The organism is Streptomyces sp. CB02056, assembly GCF_001905545.1.
Taxonomy (GTDB): domain Bacteria; phylum Actinomycetota; class Actinomycetes; order Streptomycetales; family Streptomycetaceae; genus Kitasatospora.
In genome coordinates, this window is sequence record NZ_LIPD01000005.1 from 452,850 (window position 1) to 468,377 (window position 15,528).

Here is a 15,528-nt window from a genome sequence, read left to right on the forward strand (position 1 = left end):
CCCGGGCGCTCATCCACCTCCAGCCCCGGGAGGCACCGCCATGGAGCCCCAACCGTCCGGCCGCGACCAGGCTTCCGGAGTCCGTCGGCGCCGCATGCTCGGACTCGCGCTCGGGGCGGGCCTCGTCCCGGCGCTCGGTCCGGCGGCCCAGGCGGCGTCCGACACCCCGCCGGAGACGGGCGGGTCACTGCCGGCCGCAGCGCTGGGCCGCCGGGTCGCCGCCGTGGCCGCGAGCCAGCTCGGCGTGCCGTACGCCTGGGGTGGCGGCGACCGGCTGGGCGCGAGCCTCGGCTTCTGCGACGAGGACAACGGCTGGTTGAACGGCGTGTGCATGGGCGAGAAGACGGTCGGCTTCGACTGCAGCGGCCTGTCGCTCTACTGCTGGTACCGGGCCAGCCACGGCACCGTGGAGCTCGGGCACTACACCGTCGCCCAGTTCAACCTCAGCGCCCCGGTGGAGCGCGACGCGCTCGCCCCGGGCGACCTGCTCTTCTTCTCCCGCCCCGACGCCCCCCTGCACCACGTCGGGATCCACGTCGGCGAGGGCGCGATGATCCACGCCGAGCGGACCGGCACCCTGGTCGCCCGGGTCGAGAACGTGCTCGACGTCCCGCGCTGGGCGGGCGAGTTCGCCGGTGCCCGCCGCCCGGGTCAGCCCACCGCCTGAGCCGGTCAAGCCGACCGGCTGTTCACAGGCCGCCGCGCCGCTCCCCCATCCCGTGGTGCACCCGCAGCAGCAGCTCCTGCAGCGTCCGCCGCTCCCCCGCGTCCAGCGGCGCGAGCACCTCGTCCCGCACCGCCCGCGCCTGCGCGTCGAGTTCGGCGAGCAGCGCCCGTCCGGCGTCGGTGACGGAGACCGAGACCCGCCGCCGGTCGGCCTGGTCCCTGGCGCGCTCGACGTACCCGGCGGCGGCGAGCTGGTCGGCGACCTTGGCCAGGTCGCTCGGGTCGATGGCCAGCCGCCGCACCAGGTCCCGCTGGGCCTGCGGGCCGAAGTCGGCGAGCGCGGCCAGCACCGCCATGTCCCAGAGCCGCAGGCCGCGTTCGGCCAGCCGCTCGGCGAACCGGCCGCGCGCCGCCTTGCCGACCCGGGAGAGCAGGTAGGTGGTGAGGTCCAGCAGGGTCGGGGGGAGCCCGGCGGCGGACTGGGGGTTCACAGAGGCGGGCTGGGGGTTCTCAGAGGCCATGGCGACAGTCTAGGGTCCATCCCTATAGTGGGTGCCAACCCACTAATCAGCATCCTCCGTCCCCTTGCCAGGAGTTCGCCCGTGGACGCCCTGTACCCCCGCCTGCTCGCCACCCGCTTCGCCGAGTGCTTCGGCTTCTACCGCGCCGTCCTCCCGCCGCTCACCGGCGCCACCCTGGTCAAGGGCTCGCCCGAGGGCCCGTACGCCAACTGGGACCTCGCCGACCAGGCCCTGCTCGCCCTCTTCGACCGCTCCGCGATGGCCGCCGCCCTCGGCGCCGCCGAGCCGCCCGGGCACACCGGCTCACCCGCCGCGCCCGCCGCCCTCGCGCAGGACGCCGCGATGCTGGTCCTGCGGGTGGCCGACGTGGACGCCGCCCTCGATCTCTGCCTGCGCCACGGCGGCACCCCGTTCGCACCCGCGACCGACCGCCCGGAGTGGGGCCCCACCCTGCGCAGCGCCCATCTGCGCGACCCGGACGGCCGCCTGGTCGAGCTCCAGTCCTACTGACCGGCCCGCGCCGCGCGGGGCCTCGGACTCCTGCGGCGCGGGCCGGTCGACGGAACGCCCCGGCCCGGCCTACTCCATCGGCAGCGAGGGCCGGTCCGCCGGCCCGGACGCCGCGAAGTCACGTTCGGCCTGGGCGAGTTGCTCGGCCCGGTAGTCCGAGGAGCAGGCCCGCCCGAGGGCCTGCGAAGCGGCATCGGCGCCCGGGACGTGCCCGAGTACGGCGGCGCAGTACTGGACGGCGGGGCTGGGCAGCGGCCGCAGCTCGGCCGAGCCGGCCGGGGTGGCGGCCACCGCCCCGGCGAGGGCGAGCGAGCCGGCCAGGACGGGAGCGGCGAGGCCGCGGGGAATGCGCATCGGGGTACCTCCGGACGGGTGGGGACAGCGGCGGTGAACTCGGCCGCCCGGCCCATTCGACGGGCGGCCGCCACCCGCGGCCCGGCCGACACACCGTGCACCGCACTAGTCGTACGTACGCCACCGGCGCGGCGGCCGACGGAGCCGACGGCCGCCACCCCCTCGATCACGGCCGCCACCTCCCCGTTCCCGGCCGCCGCCCCGGCGATCAGCTCTCCGGCCGCCCGGAGGCGCCCTCCGGCCACAGCTCCGCGTCGCACGCCGCCACCAGCGCGCCGATCCGCGCCCACGCCTCCTCGCCCGGCAGCGGCTCCAGCCGGCGGCCGTCGCGCAGCCGCAGCGCGACCCGGTCGTCGACGGCCTCCTTCGCCCCGATCACCGCCTGGTACGGCACCAGCCGGGCCGCGCGGATCCGGGCGCCGAGGCTGCCGTGCTCGGGACCGGCGACCTCGGCGCGCAGCCCGAGGTCCAGGCAGCGCTGCCGGAACCGCTCGGCCTGCGGCAGTTCGGCCTCGGAGACGGGCAGCAGCACCACCTGGACGGGTGCCAGCCAGGCCGGGAACGCGCCCCCGTACAGCTCGATCAGGTGGGCGACCACGCGCTCGACGCTGCCGATCACGCTGCGGTGCACCATCACCGGGCGGTGCTTGGCGCCGTCCGCGCCGATGTAGTGCAGGTTGAACCGCTCGGGCTGGTGGAAGTCGATCTGCACGGTGGAGAGGGTGAACTCGCGCCCGGCGCCGTCGGCGATCTGCACGTCGATCTTGGGACCGTAGAACGCCGCCTCGCCCTCCGCCGCCTCGAACGGCACCCCGGAGCGCTCCAGCACCTCGGTGAGCAGGGCGACGGCACGCTCCCAGAGCGCCGGGTCGGCGACGTACTTGCCGCCCGCGCCGGGCAGCGAGAGCCGGTAGCGGACCGGGACGACGCCCAGTGCCCGGTGCGCCTCGCGGATCAGCTCCAGTGCGGCGACGGCCTCGTCGGCCGCCTGCTCCGGGGTGCAGAAGATGTGGGCGTCGTTCAGCTGGATCGCCCGGACCCTGGTCAGCCCGCCCAGCACCCCGGACAGCTCGGACCGGTACATGCCGCCCAACTCGGCCATGCGCAGCGGCAGTTCCCGGTAGCTGTGGGAGCGTGAGCGGTAGATCAGCGCATGGTGCGGACAGAGGCTGGGGCGCAGCACCATCTCCTCGGAGCCCAGCTCCATGGGCGGGAACATGTCCTCGCGGTAGTGCGCCCAGTGGCCGGAGATCTCGTACAGCTCGCGCTTGCCGAGCACCGGGGAGTAGACGTGGCGGTAGCCGGCCCGGCGCTCGCGGTCGCGGATGAACTCCTCCAGGGAGTGCCGGATCGCGGCGCCGTCGGGGAGCCAGTACGGCAGGCCGGAGCCCATCAGCGGGTCGGTGTCGAAGAGGTCGAGTTCACGGCCGAGCTTGCGGTGGTCGTGGGCCGCGTTGTCGTGCGAGGGCTGGTTACGCATGGTGGTCTCCACTCGGTCTGCGGGCGAGTGGGACCGGAAACGGCGAAGCCCCGGGGCACTCGCCCCGGGGCTTCGGACTAGGTCAGCAGTCAGCGCGCCGGGACTCTCTCCGGCGTCGTCGTGGCGAGTGCAGCGCGCTTCATACGTTCCACGGTAACAGCTCCGGTCCGCCGACGGTGATCTTTTCCGAAGCGGGATCGGGGCCCGGATCCCGGCCCGGCGGCTCAGAAGAGCGTGACGCACCCGCGTGCGGCCAGCGCCACCAGCAGCCGGGCCGACGGCCGCACCTCGTTCCACCGGAGGTCCAGCTTCTCCAGCGCGGGCAGCGCCCCCGGGTCGGCCAGCCAGTCGGGCAGTTCGGTGATCCGGTTGCCGCGCAGGTCGAGGCGGCGCAGCCGGGGAAGCCCGGCGAGCACGGCGGGCAGTTCGGTGAGGGCGTTCTCCCGGAGTTCCAGCTCGCGCAGCTCCACGAGGCCGCCGACCGAGTCCGGCAGTCCGGTCAACTCGTTGCCGCGCAGCCAGAGTTCACGCAGCGCACCGAGTCCGCCGATCGACTCCGGCAGGGCGGTGAGCCGGTTCTGCTGGGCGCGCAGCTCGACCAGCGAGGCCAATTCGCCCATGGTGGCGGGGAGTTCGGTGAGCCGGTTCTCACCGACGTTGAGGTAGCGCAGCGCGGTGAGCCGGCCGAGCTCCTCGGGCAGGGCGGTCAGCGCGTTGTCGTGAAGGTAGAGGAAGTCCCGGAGCCCGGTGAGGTCGCAGAGCTCGACCGGTAGCGCGGCGAGCCGGTTGTGCCCGAGGTCGAGGATCCGCAGCCCGGTCAACCGACCGATGCCGGGCGGGAGTTCCCGGATGCCGGTCTCGGCGAGGATGAGCACGGTCAGCTCGGTCCGGTCCCACACCTCGGCCGGCACCTCATCAAGCGGGCGGCGCCAGAGGTTGAGCGTCACGTCCGCCGCTCCTCCCCCCGCTGTCATGCCTGCCCGCCCTGGGCCGGGCCGATGCGGAACTCCGCCAGCTCCCGGCCGTACCAGCGGTCGGTCAGTCCGGTACTGGTCATCCCGAGGCGCCGGCAGACCGCCGCCGACCGGGTGTTGTCCGGGGCGAGGATGGCGCGGATCTCGGTCAGGCCGTCGGCGAAGCCCTTGGCCAGGACGGCCCGGGCGGCCTCGGTGGCGATGCCCCGGCCCCAGCTGTCCGGGTGGAGGTGCCAGCCGATCTCGACCTCGCCGTCCCCGTCCGGCACGGGAAGCAGCAGGACCGCTCCCGCGACCACGCCGGTGTCCCGCCGTTCGACCGCCCAGACCCCGTACCGGGGGCCGGTGGAGCGCTCACGGCAGTGTTCGATGTACTGGCGGGCCTCCTCGGGGTGGGCCAGGGCGCGCGGCGTCCGGCCGAGCCACTGAGCGACCTCCCAGCGGGAGTAGATGTCGAACGCGCGCTCCTGGTCCGCCACCGTCCACTGACGCACCACCAGTCGTTCGGTGGTCAGCACCGTCTCCGAGCCCGGTTCCGTCCCCGCCATGGCGCGCACCCCTCTCCGATGATCTGTGTGGATCACCGTACGCACCCGAGCCGCCCACCGGAACTCCGTAGCCCGCCCGACCCCCTGTTGTCGAGGGCGGGCGGGGCTCCGACTGCCGGCCGCCGGCCGCCGGACCGCCGGTCAGATCGCGGACGGGAGGTGGAGCGCGGCCACCAGCCCGGCCACCGTCCTGAGCCTGGCGACGTACTCGCGGCAGTACTGCCCGTCGCCGACTGCCCCGTTGCTCAGTGGCAGAACTCGGCCTCCGCGAGCTTGCGTTCGCCGTCCACCCAGTCGGCGTTGGTGTTGAACACCGCCGCGTGCCGTCCGTCCCGGGTGGTCAGTGCCACCGTCGACGAACCGTGGATGCCTCCCGTGTGGCCCCAGAGGGTGATCCCACAGCTGAGCTTCACATCGCCGATACCCAGCCCGGGGCCGCCGGTGGCGGTGGCGGGGAGCATCTCGTCCAGCTCGGCCTTCGGCAGCAACTGTCCGCGCATCAGGGCGGAGTAGAAGCTGGTCAGATCAGCGGTGGTGGAGATCATTTCCCCGGCCGCCCCGGCCCACGAGGGGTTGAGTTCGGTGGTCTCCACTGGCGTCGTGGAGCCGCCGAACAGCTTGGAGTAGCCGAGCGCGTGCGGCCGGGGCAGGTCGACCGCGGTGCCGGGCAGGCTCGTCGCGGAGAGGCCGAGCGGTCGGATGATCCGCTGCTCGATCGCTTCGCCGTACGGGCGGCCGGTCACCTTGGCGATGATCATCCCGGCCAGGAGGTAGTCGGTGTTGGAGTACTTGACCTGCTTCCCCGGTTTGAAGAGCAGCGGGTGGCGGACCGCGAGCCGCACCAGGTCCTCGGGCCGGTAGGTGTCGTAGCGGTGGTTCAGGAAGTCCGGGGAGGCGAGCCGCTTCAGCATCAGCGGATCCTGATCGAAGGAGAACAGTCCGCTGGTGTGCCCGAGGATCTGCCGGATCGTGATCGCCGATCCCTTTTTCCCGACCCCTTGCAGCACGCCGGGCAGCCACTTCTCCACCGTGTCGTCCAGGTCGAGCCGGCCCTCGGCCTGGAGCTGGAGCACCACGGTCGCGGTGAAGGTCTTCGTCACGCTGCCGATCCTGAACCGCTCCCGGGGCGACCGGGGCTGTCCGGTCGCGGTGTCGGCCGTCCCGACGGCCGCCGACCAGTTGTCGTCACCCTCTCGGACGCCCGCGATCGTCCCGGGGAGGCTCTCGGCCCGGACGAGGTCCGCCATCGCGGTCCGCGTCGCACCGTGCCCGCCGCCGTGCTCTCCCTGGACATCGGCCGCCGCGGCCGCCGTCACCGTGCCCATCGCCATCGCAGCGGCTACCGCCACCGCACCGAACCCGCGCCGAAGCGCCCCCTGCCGAGCCATGCCGACCTCCAAGGTCTGTGTTGTTTGTCCCCCCTGACCGGACCGGCGGCCCCACCTCGCCCGGATGATTTCCGCCCGAGATCCGAGGACGGCGGGGCCGCAGGTCCGGGGAGGTGTCAGCAGGCGGTCGAGACGGTGACCCAGTGGTCCTCGTACCAGACCTCGATGGTGCACTTCTTGTGCGCGACCGACGCCGAGGCGGTGCCCGCCGTTCCCGCGGTGATGCCGACCAGCGCGACGAGTGCGGCGAGCGCGGTGGCCGCGCGCCGCTTACCGGTGCGTGCGGTGGTGGTCCTGGTGGCCATGGCTGGTTTCCTCTTCCTGTGGGCCGGCCTCGCCGAGGAGGCTGTGCCGGCTGGGTGATGCGAGGCAGGAGTGCGTCCCCGATCGTGGGTTCCGCCGCCCCTGCGCCCTCCGGCCGGAGGGCGTAGGACGAGGATGCGCCGCGGCCTCGCCCCCGAGGGAGGGCAGAGTGTGCCCTGGCGGACCGGCCGTGGTTGTGCGACCGGTCGCGGCCCCGGCGCCGTCGGGCCGTCCGCCGTAGGGCCGTCCGCCGTAGGGGTCGGGTACCGCTACGGTCGGAGTCCCGCCGGACGGTGTCGGTCTCGGGGCGTATGGGCGGACCGTGGTGGGCATGCTGACAATCGTCGGTATGGACATCGCCGAAGCTCTTCGTGACTTCCTGGTCTCCCGCCGGGCGCGGCTTCGCCCCGAGGAGGTCGGATTACCTGCCCACGGCGTCCGCAGAGTGGCCGGCCTGCGCCGCGAGGAGGTCGCCGCATTGGCGGCCATGAGCGTGGAGCACTACACGCGGCTGGAACGAGGACAGGCGTCGCGGGTCTCGGACGCCGTCCTCGCCGCGGTGGCCGATGTCCTACGGCTCAGCCCGGGGGAACGCCGCTACCTGCGCAGTCTTGCGCGTCCGGTCGGCATCGAGGAGGCCGCCCTCCCCACGGACCGGCGGTCGAACATGCAGCACGTGCTGGACTCGATGGTTCTCACGCCTGCCTACCTGGTCGGCCGGGGTGGCACGATCCTGGCCTGGAACGGGCTGGCGGCAGCCGTGTTCGCCGACTTCTCCCGTGTCCGCCCGGACCGCCGCACCGTTGGGCGGCTGGTCTTCACCGACCCGCGCGCCCGGCGGCTGTACGTGCACTGGGAGGAGAAGGCCCGCGAGACCGTGGCCTATCTGCGCACCGAGGTCGGCAGGTGGCCGCACGACCCCGGCCTCGCCCGGGAGATCGGCGAACTGAGTGCGCGCAGCGCGGTGTTCCGCCGACTCTGGGACGAGCAGGTGGTGCAGGAGACCAACCACACGAAGCTCCTGCTCGCCTGCCCGCCGGTGGGCCGCCTCAGCCTCTCCGCCGAGGCCCTCTACGTCGCAGGACACCCGGACGAGGTGATCGCCGTGTACACCGCCGTCCCAGGCTCCGACGACGAACAGGCCCTGCGCCGCCTGGCCCGCGCTGTCGTGCCCGCGTCCGCACCTGCGTCCGCACCGGTGTCGACGCCCACGGCCGATCCGGCCGGGACTTGACGGAAACCGTCAGGGCCGGCCACCTCCCCACCGACCTCGCCCCGCCGCGCCGCGCCGCGCCGCACCCGTCCACGACTACCCGACGGAACCGCGCCGCGCGGCCCGAGTCAGGGCGCTTCCGGACGGCGCACGGCGGAAACCGCACCGCTCCGACCCGCCGACGCCGGTCGAGGACCTGCGCGGACGAGCCGGAGCGGTGGAACCACGTGGCGGCAGACGGTCAGCCCAGCTTCGGCATCACGGCGGCCGGCCCCTGCACCGCCGAGCCCGTCGCCTTCCCGGTGCCGCAGAAGGCCTGCTCCAGGAAGCCGACCTCCGCCCGCATCTGCGCGACGAGCTCCGCATCGCCACCACGCGGGGTGACGGACATCGACACCTGCCGGTCGCCCGAGCTCCACAGCTCGGAGCTGTACCCGGACACCGAGCCGTTGTGCCCGTAGATCGGACCGCAGGAGAGCTGCCAGCTGGCCATCCCGAGCCCGTAGCCCAGCCCGCTCGGCACGCCCTCGACCTCGATCGGGGTCGTCGTGTTCATCTCCTTCAGCAGCGCGGGCGGCAGCAACCGGCCGCCTTGGAGGGCCTTGTCGAAGCGGTTCAGGTCGCCGAGGGTGGAGACCGCCTCGCCGGCCGCGTTCGCCCAGGTGACGCTCGCCACCGTCACGTCCCGGTCGCTGTGGTCCGCCGGGCCGGGGCCCTCGGGCACCGTCCAGTAGCCGTGCGCGTGCGGGCCCCGGATGCCGGTGGCCGTGCCCGGGAAGTACGTGTCGGTGAGGCCGAGCGGGCGCAGGATGCGCGCGGTGACCTCCTGGGCGTAGGCGTGCCCGGTCACCTTCTCGATGATCATGCCGAGCAGGGTGTAGTTGACGTTGGAGTAGCCGTACCCGGTGCCCGGCGGGAAGTCGGGCGCGTGCGCCAGCGAGGCCGCCACCACCTGGGCCGGGGTGATCTGCCGGGTCAGGCCGCCCTGGTCCAGCCAGTTCCGGACGACCGCCGCGTCCGTCCAGTCGGGGAACACCCCGCCCTTCTCGTTGGTGGAGTCCCAGAGCCCGGAGCGGTGGCTGAGCAGTTGACGGACGGTGATGTGGTCGCCGTTCGGGACCAGCCCGGGCAGGTACCGCTCGACCGGCTCGTCCAGGCCGATCCGCCCCTCCCCGACCAGTTGGAGCACCGTGGTGGAGACGAACACCTTGGTGACGCTGCCGACCCGGAACCGCCCGTCGGCGCGGACCGGCGCGCCGGTGGCCAGGTCGGAGACGCCGGACGCTCCGCGCCAGACCCCGTTCCCGTCCCTGACCTCCGCGATCGCCCCGACCGCGCCCGCACCGGTGACCGCCCGCAGGGCCGCCGCCCTCGGGTCGCCGGAGCCCGGCCGCGCGTCGGCGGCCCCGGAGGCCCCGGCGGCACCCGCGGAGACCACCGGCCCGGCCAGTGTCAGACAGACCGCCCCCACCAGCGCGGAAACAAACGTACGACGTGCCATGCGACCCACCTTCGCAGTCGGCGAGCAGCTCCTCGCCTTCGTCGCCCAGCCTCGCCGCACCGTTGACGGTCCGTCATCCCCCGCCGGGAGGAGCCGGTCGTACACCGGACAACGGAGGGCGTCCACCGGAAGGCGTACATCCCCGCCGGCGCCGCCACCGCGCGCGGCTACCGGGCCGGGGCCGGACGGACCGGGTGCTTGCTCAGGATCGACACCCGGTTGAACGCGTTGATGGCGATCGACACCCAGACCGCCGCGGAGATCTCCTCGTCGCTCAGCACCTCGCGCGCCACGCCGTACGCGGCCTCCTGGAGCGCCGCGTCCGCCGGGGCGGTGGTCGCCTCGGCCAGCCCGAGCGCGGCGCGCTCGCGGTCGCTGAACACCTCGGTGTCCCGCCAGGCCGCGAGCACGCCCAGGCGCTGGGCGGTCTCGCCCTCGCGGATCGCGGCCCTGGTGTGCACGTGCAGGCAGTAGGCGCAGCCGTTGATCTGCGACACCCGGAGGTTGACCAGCTCGATCAGCCGGCGGTCCAGTCCGGCCGCGGCCGCGACCTCGCGCGCCGCCTCGGCGGCGGCCAGGAACGCCTTGTACGCCTGGGGGCTCTGCTTGTCGATGAACACCCGCCGGTCCGTCGGAACCGCCGCCACATCACTCACCTGGACTCCTTAGGCTGATCAGGCTGTCGTGCGCCACTCTGCCATGGCATGATAGTTGAATATAGAACTAATTGCACCTGGGAGGGACCCCCCGTGAGCACCGCCGAGACCGACCGCGCCGCCACCCCCGCCGCCGACCCGCGGGTGGAGGTCCTGCCCGCCCGGGACGTGCCGCTCGGCGGCCCGCGCGCGATGACCGTACGCCGCACCCTGCCCCAGCGCTCCCGCAGCACGATCGGCGCCTGGTGCTTCGTCGACCACTACGGGCCCGACGACGTCACCAGCACCGGCGGCATGGACGTCGCCCCGCACCCGCACACCGGACTGCAGACCGTGAGCTGGCTCTTCACCGGCGAGATCGAGCACCGCGACAGCCTCGGCGTCCACGCGTACGTCCGGCCCGGCGAGGTCAACCTGATGACCTCCGGCCGCGGCATCGCCCACTCCGAGGTCTCCACCCCGGCCACCACCGTCCTCCACGGCGTCCAGCTGTGGGTCGCCCTGCCCGAGGAGCACCGGCACACCGGGCGCGACTTCCACCACCACGTGCCCGCCCCCGTCGCCCTGGACGGCGGCGAGGCCCGGGTCTTCCTCGGCACCCTCGCCGGCGACACCTCCCCCGTCCCCACCTTCACCCCGCTGCTCGGCGCCGAGCTGACCCTGCACCCCGGGGCCACCGTCACCCTCGACGTCGACCCCGCCTTCGAACACGGCCTGCTGGTCGACAGCGGACACGTCCGTCTCCTCGACACCCCGCTGCGCCCCGCCGAACTCGGCTACGCCGCCCCCGGCCGCGACACCCTCACCCTCACCAACACCGGCGACACCGACGCCCGCCTGGTCCTGCTCGGCGGCACGCCCTTCGAGGAGCAGATCGTCATGTGGTGGAACTTCATCGGCCGATCCCACGAGGACATCGTCCAGGCCCGCGACGAGTGGCAGGCCGCCACCGACCGCTTCGGCGCCGTCCAGGGCTACCCCGGCGACCGCCTCCCCGCCCCCGAACTCCCCGGCCTCCCCCTCAAGCCCCGCGGAAACGCCCGCTGACCCGCGCGTTACGCAATCGGGGGTGCGGCGCCCGGGTCCACCGCACCCCCGAGCCGGGGCACAGGGCCGGCCGTTCAGCGGCGGAAGCCCCGGTGGGGGTCGCGGGCCGTGACGTTCCCGAACGGTTCGAACCACGCCCCCGCGCGCAGGTCCCCCACACCGGGCTGCCGGTTGGCGTCGCCGTCGGGGTCCTCGATGCCGTCGAAGCGGGAGCTGTAGAGCATGAGGACGTCGGTGTCCTGGAAGAACATGTCCGTGCCGGCGCCGAAGTCGTAGTCGTCGCGGTGGGCCGGCGATGTGCCGTGCGGGTCGGCCACGGTGTCGTCGGGGTCGTCGTCGAGAGCCGTGGCATACAGGCTCATCAGACCGGCGAGTGCGACGGACAGCAGAAGCTCGGGGCGGAAGAGGAAGTCGAACAGGAACCCCGCCATCGGGACGAGCGCGAGCCGGGGGTGCTGCGGCGCCACGGCAACGGTGCCACCGCGCACGCCGCCGTGACCAGAACCGTCATGGAGCCGATGCCGGCGGACGTGATCTCGACGACCGCGACCACCGCGGGTACTACCCCGGTGGCATACGGGAACGCGGCCGAACGGCTCCGGGCCTGCAGGTGGGCGAACGCGGAGCGCCACACGGGACTCATGCCCCGATTCTGCGGGAGAGGACGGTGATCGTCGTCAACTGACGGGTTGATAGCGGGGGTCGGCGTCATACCACGGGTTGACGCCCGGGATCGCATCCCGGTTTGACGATCCCGGCCTCCCGGATCCCGAGACTGGTGTGCACATCCCGACCAAGGAGGCTGGGCCGGTTGAGCGCACCACGTCTGCTGACGCACCGCACCGTTTCCACCACCGCGTCCGAGCCCGGTGCCTGGTGGGCACACCGGCTGCCGCCCGTCGTCGCCTGGACGCTGTGCGCGCTCTTCGCCGGAGGACTGGGCCTGGCATCGACCCTCGGCCCTCACCGGGTGTGGGGCGCGACCGCGGCCGGGGGGTACCTGGCGGCCGCACTGCTCAGCGGACTCGGGCAGGGGGTGTGGCGGCGCCGGGCGGTCCAGGTGGCCGCGGCCGGGTCGGTCCTGGTCCCGCTGGTCCTGCTGGTCCTGCGTGGCCAGGGGCAACTGGAGCTCGACGTCGTCCAGCGCTCGGGTGAGCGACTGCTGTCCACGGGCGTTCCGTACCTCGACCGGCCCGCCGCCCTCGCGGACTACAACCCCTACCTTCCCGGCATGGCGGTCTTCGGCCTGCCACACGCGCTGCTGGGCGACGTGGTCGCCGGCGACGCGCGCTGGTGGTTCACGCTGTCCTTCCTCGCGGTGATCGCCGTCTCGGCCCGCATCACCGCGGGGCGTCGCGGAAGCGTGGGGCTGGCGGCACTCGCCGCTTTCCCCGCCGTCGCCCTCCCACTGGCCGTCGGAGGGGTGGACCTGCCGGTGAGCGCGCTGATGTGCCTGGCGCTGGCGCTGGCCGGGACCGGGCGGCCGGGCGGCACCGGACTGGCGCTGGGCGCGGCGGCCTCCTTGAAGTGGACGGCCTGGCCGCTCGTCCCGGTCGCGCTCGTACTGCTCGCGACGGTCCGGGGACGGAGCGCGGCGCTGCGGGCCCTCGCCGTCACCGTCGCCGTCGCCGGGACGGTGGTGATCCCGTCCGTACTGGCGACCCCGAATGCCCTCCTGGAGCACACGGTGCTGTTCCCCACCGGCGCCGGCGTCACCGCCTCCCCCGCGGACAGCCCGCTGCCCGGTCATCTCCTGGCAGCCCACGTGCCCGGGGGCCGCGCGCTCGCCCTCGCCCTCCTGGCGCTGGCCGCGGCCGCGGTGGGCACCTCGCTCCTGACCCACCCGCCCCGGACCGTCGTCGCCGCCTCCGACCGGCTGGCCCTCGGGCTGGCCCTCGCCATCTGTCTGGCCCCGGCCACCCGCTTCGGCTACCTCGTGGTGCCGTTCGTCCTGGTCGGCTGGGTCCGGCTCCGCCCGGATTCCCTCGATCCAGGAGACCGCATGCGCACCGTCGCCGTCCCCCGGCAACACCCCACCGGCCGTCACGCCCCCCGACGCCGACTGCGCTGGACCCACGCCCTGCTCCGGCGACTGGGCCGCCGGGCCTGAACCGTGCCGCGCACACTCGTGGTCACCAACGACTTCCCGCCCCGACAGGGAGGGATCAAGACCTTCGTCCACGCGATGACGGAACGCTTCGCCCCGGACGGCGTCGTCGTCTACACGTCCTCCACCCCGGGCGCCGCCGCCTTCGACAACGCCCTCCCCGTGGAGGGGCTCGGCATCGTGTTCCTGGAAGCGGCGGCGGCCGGCCTGCCGGTGCTGGTCGGCAACTCCGGCGGTGCCCCGGACGCCGTGCTCGACGGGGAGACGGGACGAGTCGTGGGCGGCACTCCACCCTGTCGACCACCGCGAATGACGACAGGCGCGGGGCGAGGGGTCAGGGCGTGGCGGTGAGGGTGGGCCAGAGGGTGGCGGCGGTGACGGACCGGGCCAGGGCGGGCGCCCAGGTGGTTTCGTCGCCGTCCTCGTCACGCCAGGACCACAGGCGGGTGGTGGCGAGGTGGAGCGGGTTGAGCCGGGTGATGCCTATGGCGCCGTGGAGTTGGTGGGCGATGCGGGCGATCTCGGCGGCCGAGGCGGATGCCTGGGTCTTGGCGGCGGCGACGGCGAAGTGGGCGGCCACCCCGCCGGTGTCCAGGGGGGTGGCCGCGGCTTGGACGGCGGCGCGTACCAGGGCGGCCTCCTCGATGAGCCGCGCCTCCTCCTGCTTGACCGCCTGGAAGCGGCTGAGCGGACGGCCGAACTGGGTGCGGGCGGTGGTGTGGGCGACCGTCAGTTCCACGCAGCGTTCGGCGGCTCCGGCGATCAGGGCGGCCCGGGCCAGGGCTGCGCGGAGCCGGGCCTCGTCGAGCAGTTCCGGGGAGATCCGGCGGACCTGCGAGGCGGGGATCTCGAGAGCGGGGAGGTGCAGGTCGTCGCGGGGTTCCTCGGCGAGGTTGCCGCCGGGGGTGAGGACGGCCCGGTCGGGGGCGAGGGTGAACAGGACGGGTCCGGAGGGGGCGGCGGCCAGGACGGTGACGGCGGTGGCGGTGCGGGCCCAGGGGACGCGACGCAGGGTGCCGGTGACCAGCAGGGTGTCGTCGTCGCCCAGGCAGCCGGCCGAGCCGACGGGGGAGGCGGCCGGACGGGCGTAGCGGATCGTCAGCTCGGGCGCGATGGCGTAGCTGAGCGGGCCGTCGGGGACGGGGAGACCGACCCGGCGCAGCAGCGGGCGGGCGACCAGGGCGGTCTCGGCGAGAGGGGCGGGGACGGCGCGGCGTCCTGCCTCCTGGGCGGCGGCGAGGAGTTCGGCGGTCGGGGCGTCCGGGGCGGGGAGGGCCACGGCGTCCGGGGCGGTCGTGTTGGTGACGGCGGCGATGGAGTCCGCGTCGGCGTGGAAGGCGGTGGTGTCGTAGGCGTCGGCGGAGATGACGGGGGTGCTGGTGTCGATCGTGTGGGTGTTCATCAGTGCTGCTCCAGATCGCGAGTGATGATGCCGCGAAGGATCTCGTTGGTGCCGCCGCGCAGCGTGTAGCCGGGGCTGTGCAGCAGGGCGAAGGCGAGCAGTTCCGGGTGGCTGCCGGGGGTGGCGTGCGGGTCGGCGGTGGTCGGCAGGACGCTGCGGACGGTGTCGACCAGGGTGCCCTCCAGGCGGGTGCCGAGGTCCTTGACCAGGGCGGCCTGGGTGTCGGGCGAGGCTTCGGTGTCCAGGGCGGCGGCCACACCGAGGGACAGTCGGCGGATGCCGTGCAGACGCGCCGCCAGAACGCCGACCTGGGTGAGCTGTTCGGCTGTCGCGGGGCGCCGCTCCAGTTCGCGGAGCAGGGAGACCAGCAGGGGGAAGGTGGACAGGTAGCGTTCGGGGCCGCTGCGTTCGAAGGCGAGTTCGCCGGTGACCTGCTTCCAGCCGTCGCCCCGCTGCCCGAGCAGCATGCCGTCGGGGACGTCGACGCCTTCGAGGTGGAGGGCGTTGAAGCGGTGCTCGCCGCTCATCAGCCGGATCGGCTCGACCCGCACGCCCGGGGCGCGCAGGTCGACGATGAACTGGCTGAGGCCGGCGTGCCTGTCCTCGGCCTCATCGGTGCGGGCGAGGACGATGGCGTAGTCGTTGACGTGAGCGCCGCCGGTCCACATCTTGGTACCGGTCAACCGCCAGCCGTCGGCGGTCCGTTCGGCACGGGTGGCGACCGAGGCGAGATCGGAGCCGCTGCTCTTCTCACTCATGCCGATGGAGAAGAAGCACTGCCCTGCGGCGATCCGGGGCAGGAAGAAGCGGCGCTGCTCCTCGGTGCCGTGCTGGAGGACGGACGGGCCGGCCTGCCGG

Annotated in this window: 18 protein-coding genes; 6 read left to right on the forward strand and 12 right to left on the reverse strand. The window is 73.9% G+C overall.

The window, feature by feature from the left end; translation table 11 throughout:
- The first annotated feature begins 40 nt into the window (after nucleotides 1–40).
- Nucleotides 41–667 (forward strand): C40 family peptidase, encoded by a 627-nt coding sequence (locus AMK13_RS16980; protein WP_158077710.1) that lies wholly within the window; start codon nucleotides 41–43, stop codon nucleotides 665–667.
- A gap of 22 nt (nucleotides 668–689) precedes the next feature.
- Here AMK13_RS16980 and AMK13_RS16985 read toward each other — a convergent pair whose 3' ends face one another.
- Nucleotides 690–1,187: a MarR family winged helix-turn-helix transcriptional regulator gene (locus tag AMK13_RS16985; RefSeq protein ID WP_074002910.1), complete on the reverse strand. Its 498-nt coding sequence runs from the start codon at nucleotides 1,185–1,187 to the stop codon at nucleotides 690–692.
- Between the two features lie 81 nt (nucleotides 1,188–1,268).
- On the opposite strand from AMK13_RS16985, the gene AMK13_RS16990 reads away from it, so the two are divergent.
- Nucleotides 1,269–1,697, forward strand: coding sequence for a VOC family protein (locus tag AMK13_RS16990; RefSeq protein ID WP_074002911.1), 429 nt, complete (start codon nucleotides 1,269–1,271; stop codon nucleotides 1,695–1,697).
- A gap of 69 nt (nucleotides 1,698–1,766) precedes the next feature.
- Here AMK13_RS16990 and AMK13_RS16995 read toward each other — a convergent pair whose 3' ends face one another.
- The 6 genes from AMK13_RS16995 to AMK13_RS17020 form a co-directional block, all read right to left on the reverse strand.
- Entirely contained in the window at nucleotides 1,767–2,051 is a 285-nt protein-coding gene (locus tag AMK13_RS16995) for a hypothetical protein (protein ID WP_074002912.1), read from the reverse strand.
- 208 nt (nucleotides 2,052–2,259) lie between these two features.
- Nucleotides 2,260–3,531 carry a threonine--tRNA ligase gene (gene thrS, locus AMK13_RS17000; protein ID WP_074002913.1) on the reverse strand — a complete coding sequence of 424 codons (1,272 nt, stop codon included), beginning with the start codon at nucleotides 3,529–3,531 and terminating at the stop codon, nucleotides 2,260–2,262.
- Between the two features lie 224 nt (nucleotides 3,532–3,755).
- The gene (locus AMK13_RS17005) at nucleotides 3,756–4,478 is read right to left on the reverse strand and encodes a leucine-rich repeat domain-containing protein (protein WP_338016299.1); all 723 of its coding nucleotides are present in this window, start codon (nucleotides 4,476–4,478) and stop codon (nucleotides 3,756–3,758) included.
- A gap of 23 nt (nucleotides 4,479–4,501) precedes the next feature.
- Entirely contained in the window at nucleotides 4,502–5,053 is a 552-nt protein-coding gene (locus AMK13_RS17010; RefSeq protein WP_049650601.1) for a GNAT family N-acetyltransferase, read from the reverse strand.
- Nucleotides 5,054–5,298: 245 nt separating this feature from the next.
- Nucleotides 5,299–6,402 carry a serine hydrolase domain-containing protein gene (locus AMK13_RS17015; protein WP_241852914.1) on the reverse strand — a complete coding sequence of 368 codons (1,104 nt, stop codon included), beginning with the start codon at nucleotides 6,400–6,402 and terminating at the stop codon, nucleotides 5,299–5,301.
- 155 nt (nucleotides 6,403–6,557) lie between these two features.
- Nucleotides 6,558–6,746: a hypothetical protein gene (locus AMK13_RS17020; RefSeq protein ID WP_074002916.1), complete on the reverse strand. Its 189-nt coding sequence runs from the start codon at nucleotides 6,744–6,746 to the stop codon at nucleotides 6,558–6,560.
- Nucleotides 6,747–7,075: 329 nt separating this feature from the next.
- Between AMK13_RS17020 and AMK13_RS17025 the strand changes: the two genes are divergently transcribed.
- Complete coding sequence (locus tag AMK13_RS17025; protein WP_079272206.1) at nucleotides 7,076–7,978, forward strand: helix-turn-helix domain-containing protein; 903 nt, start codon at nucleotides 7,076–7,078, stop codon at nucleotides 7,976–7,978.
- 220 nt (nucleotides 7,979–8,198) lie between these two features.
- On the opposite strand, the gene AMK13_RS17030 is transcribed toward AMK13_RS17025, so the two are convergent.
- Together AMK13_RS17030 and AMK13_RS17035 are read right to left on the reverse strand one after the other, a co-directional pair.
- Nucleotides 8,199–9,458, reverse strand: coding sequence for a serine hydrolase domain-containing protein (locus AMK13_RS17030; RefSeq protein WP_074002917.1), 1,260 nt, complete (start codon nucleotides 9,456–9,458; stop codon nucleotides 8,199–8,201).
- Nucleotides 9,459–9,625: 167 nt separating this feature from the next.
- The gene (locus AMK13_RS17035; protein ID WP_074002918.1) at nucleotides 9,626–10,114 is read right to left on the reverse strand and encodes a carboxymuconolactone decarboxylase family protein; all 489 of its coding nucleotides are present in this window, start codon (nucleotides 10,112–10,114) and stop codon (nucleotides 9,626–9,628) included.
- A 93-nt stretch (nucleotides 10,115–10,207) separates the two neighbouring features.
- On the opposite strand from AMK13_RS17035, the gene AMK13_RS17040 reads away from it, so the two are divergent.
- On the forward strand, nucleotides 10,208–11,161 hold the full coding sequence (locus AMK13_RS17040; protein ID WP_074002919.1) for a pirin family protein: 954 nt from the start codon (nucleotides 10,208–10,210) through the stop codon (nucleotides 11,159–11,161).
- A gap of 74 nt (nucleotides 11,162–11,235) precedes the next feature.
- On the opposite strand, the gene AMK13_RS17045 is transcribed toward AMK13_RS17040, so the two are convergent.
- Nucleotides 11,236–11,628 carry a hypothetical protein gene (locus AMK13_RS17045; RefSeq protein WP_074002920.1) on the reverse strand — a complete coding sequence of 131 codons (393 nt, stop codon included), beginning with the start codon at nucleotides 11,626–11,628 and terminating at the stop codon, nucleotides 11,236–11,238.
- A gap of 344 nt (nucleotides 11,629–11,972) precedes the next feature.
- On the opposite strand from AMK13_RS17045, the gene AMK13_RS17050 reads away from it, so the two are divergent.
- Together AMK13_RS17050 and AMK13_RS45935 are read left to right on the forward strand one after the other, a co-directional pair.
- On the forward strand, nucleotides 11,973–13,271 hold the full coding sequence (locus tag AMK13_RS17050; protein ID WP_074002921.1) for a glycosyltransferase 87 family protein: 1,299 nt from the start codon (nucleotides 11,973–11,975) through the stop codon (nucleotides 13,269–13,271).
- 75 nt (nucleotides 13,272–13,346) lie between these two features.
- Nucleotides 13,347–13,619 carry a glycosyltransferase gene (locus tag AMK13_RS45935; protein WP_380719132.1) on the forward strand — a complete coding sequence of 91 codons (273 nt, stop codon included), beginning with the start codon at nucleotides 13,347–13,349 and terminating at the stop codon, nucleotides 13,617–13,619.
- On the opposite strand, the gene AMK13_RS45940 is transcribed toward AMK13_RS45935, so the two are convergent.
- Both AMK13_RS45940 and AMK13_RS17065 read right to left on the reverse strand, forming a co-directional pair.
- Entirely contained in the window at nucleotides 13,603–14,670 is a 1,068-nt protein-coding gene (locus tag AMK13_RS45940) for an acyl-CoA dehydrogenase family protein (RefSeq protein WP_049650607.1), read from the reverse strand. The genes AMK13_RS45935 and AMK13_RS45940 overlap by 17 nt on opposite strands.
- Nucleotides 14,670–15,428 (reverse strand): acyl-CoA dehydrogenase family protein, encoded by a 759-nt coding sequence (locus tag AMK13_RS17065; protein WP_241852915.1) that lies wholly within the window; start codon nucleotides 15,426–15,428, stop codon nucleotides 14,670–14,672. Before AMK13_RS17065 ends, AMK13_RS45940 begins: the two co-directional genes overlap by 1 nt.
- Nucleotides 15,429–15,528 lie beyond the last annotated feature (100 nt).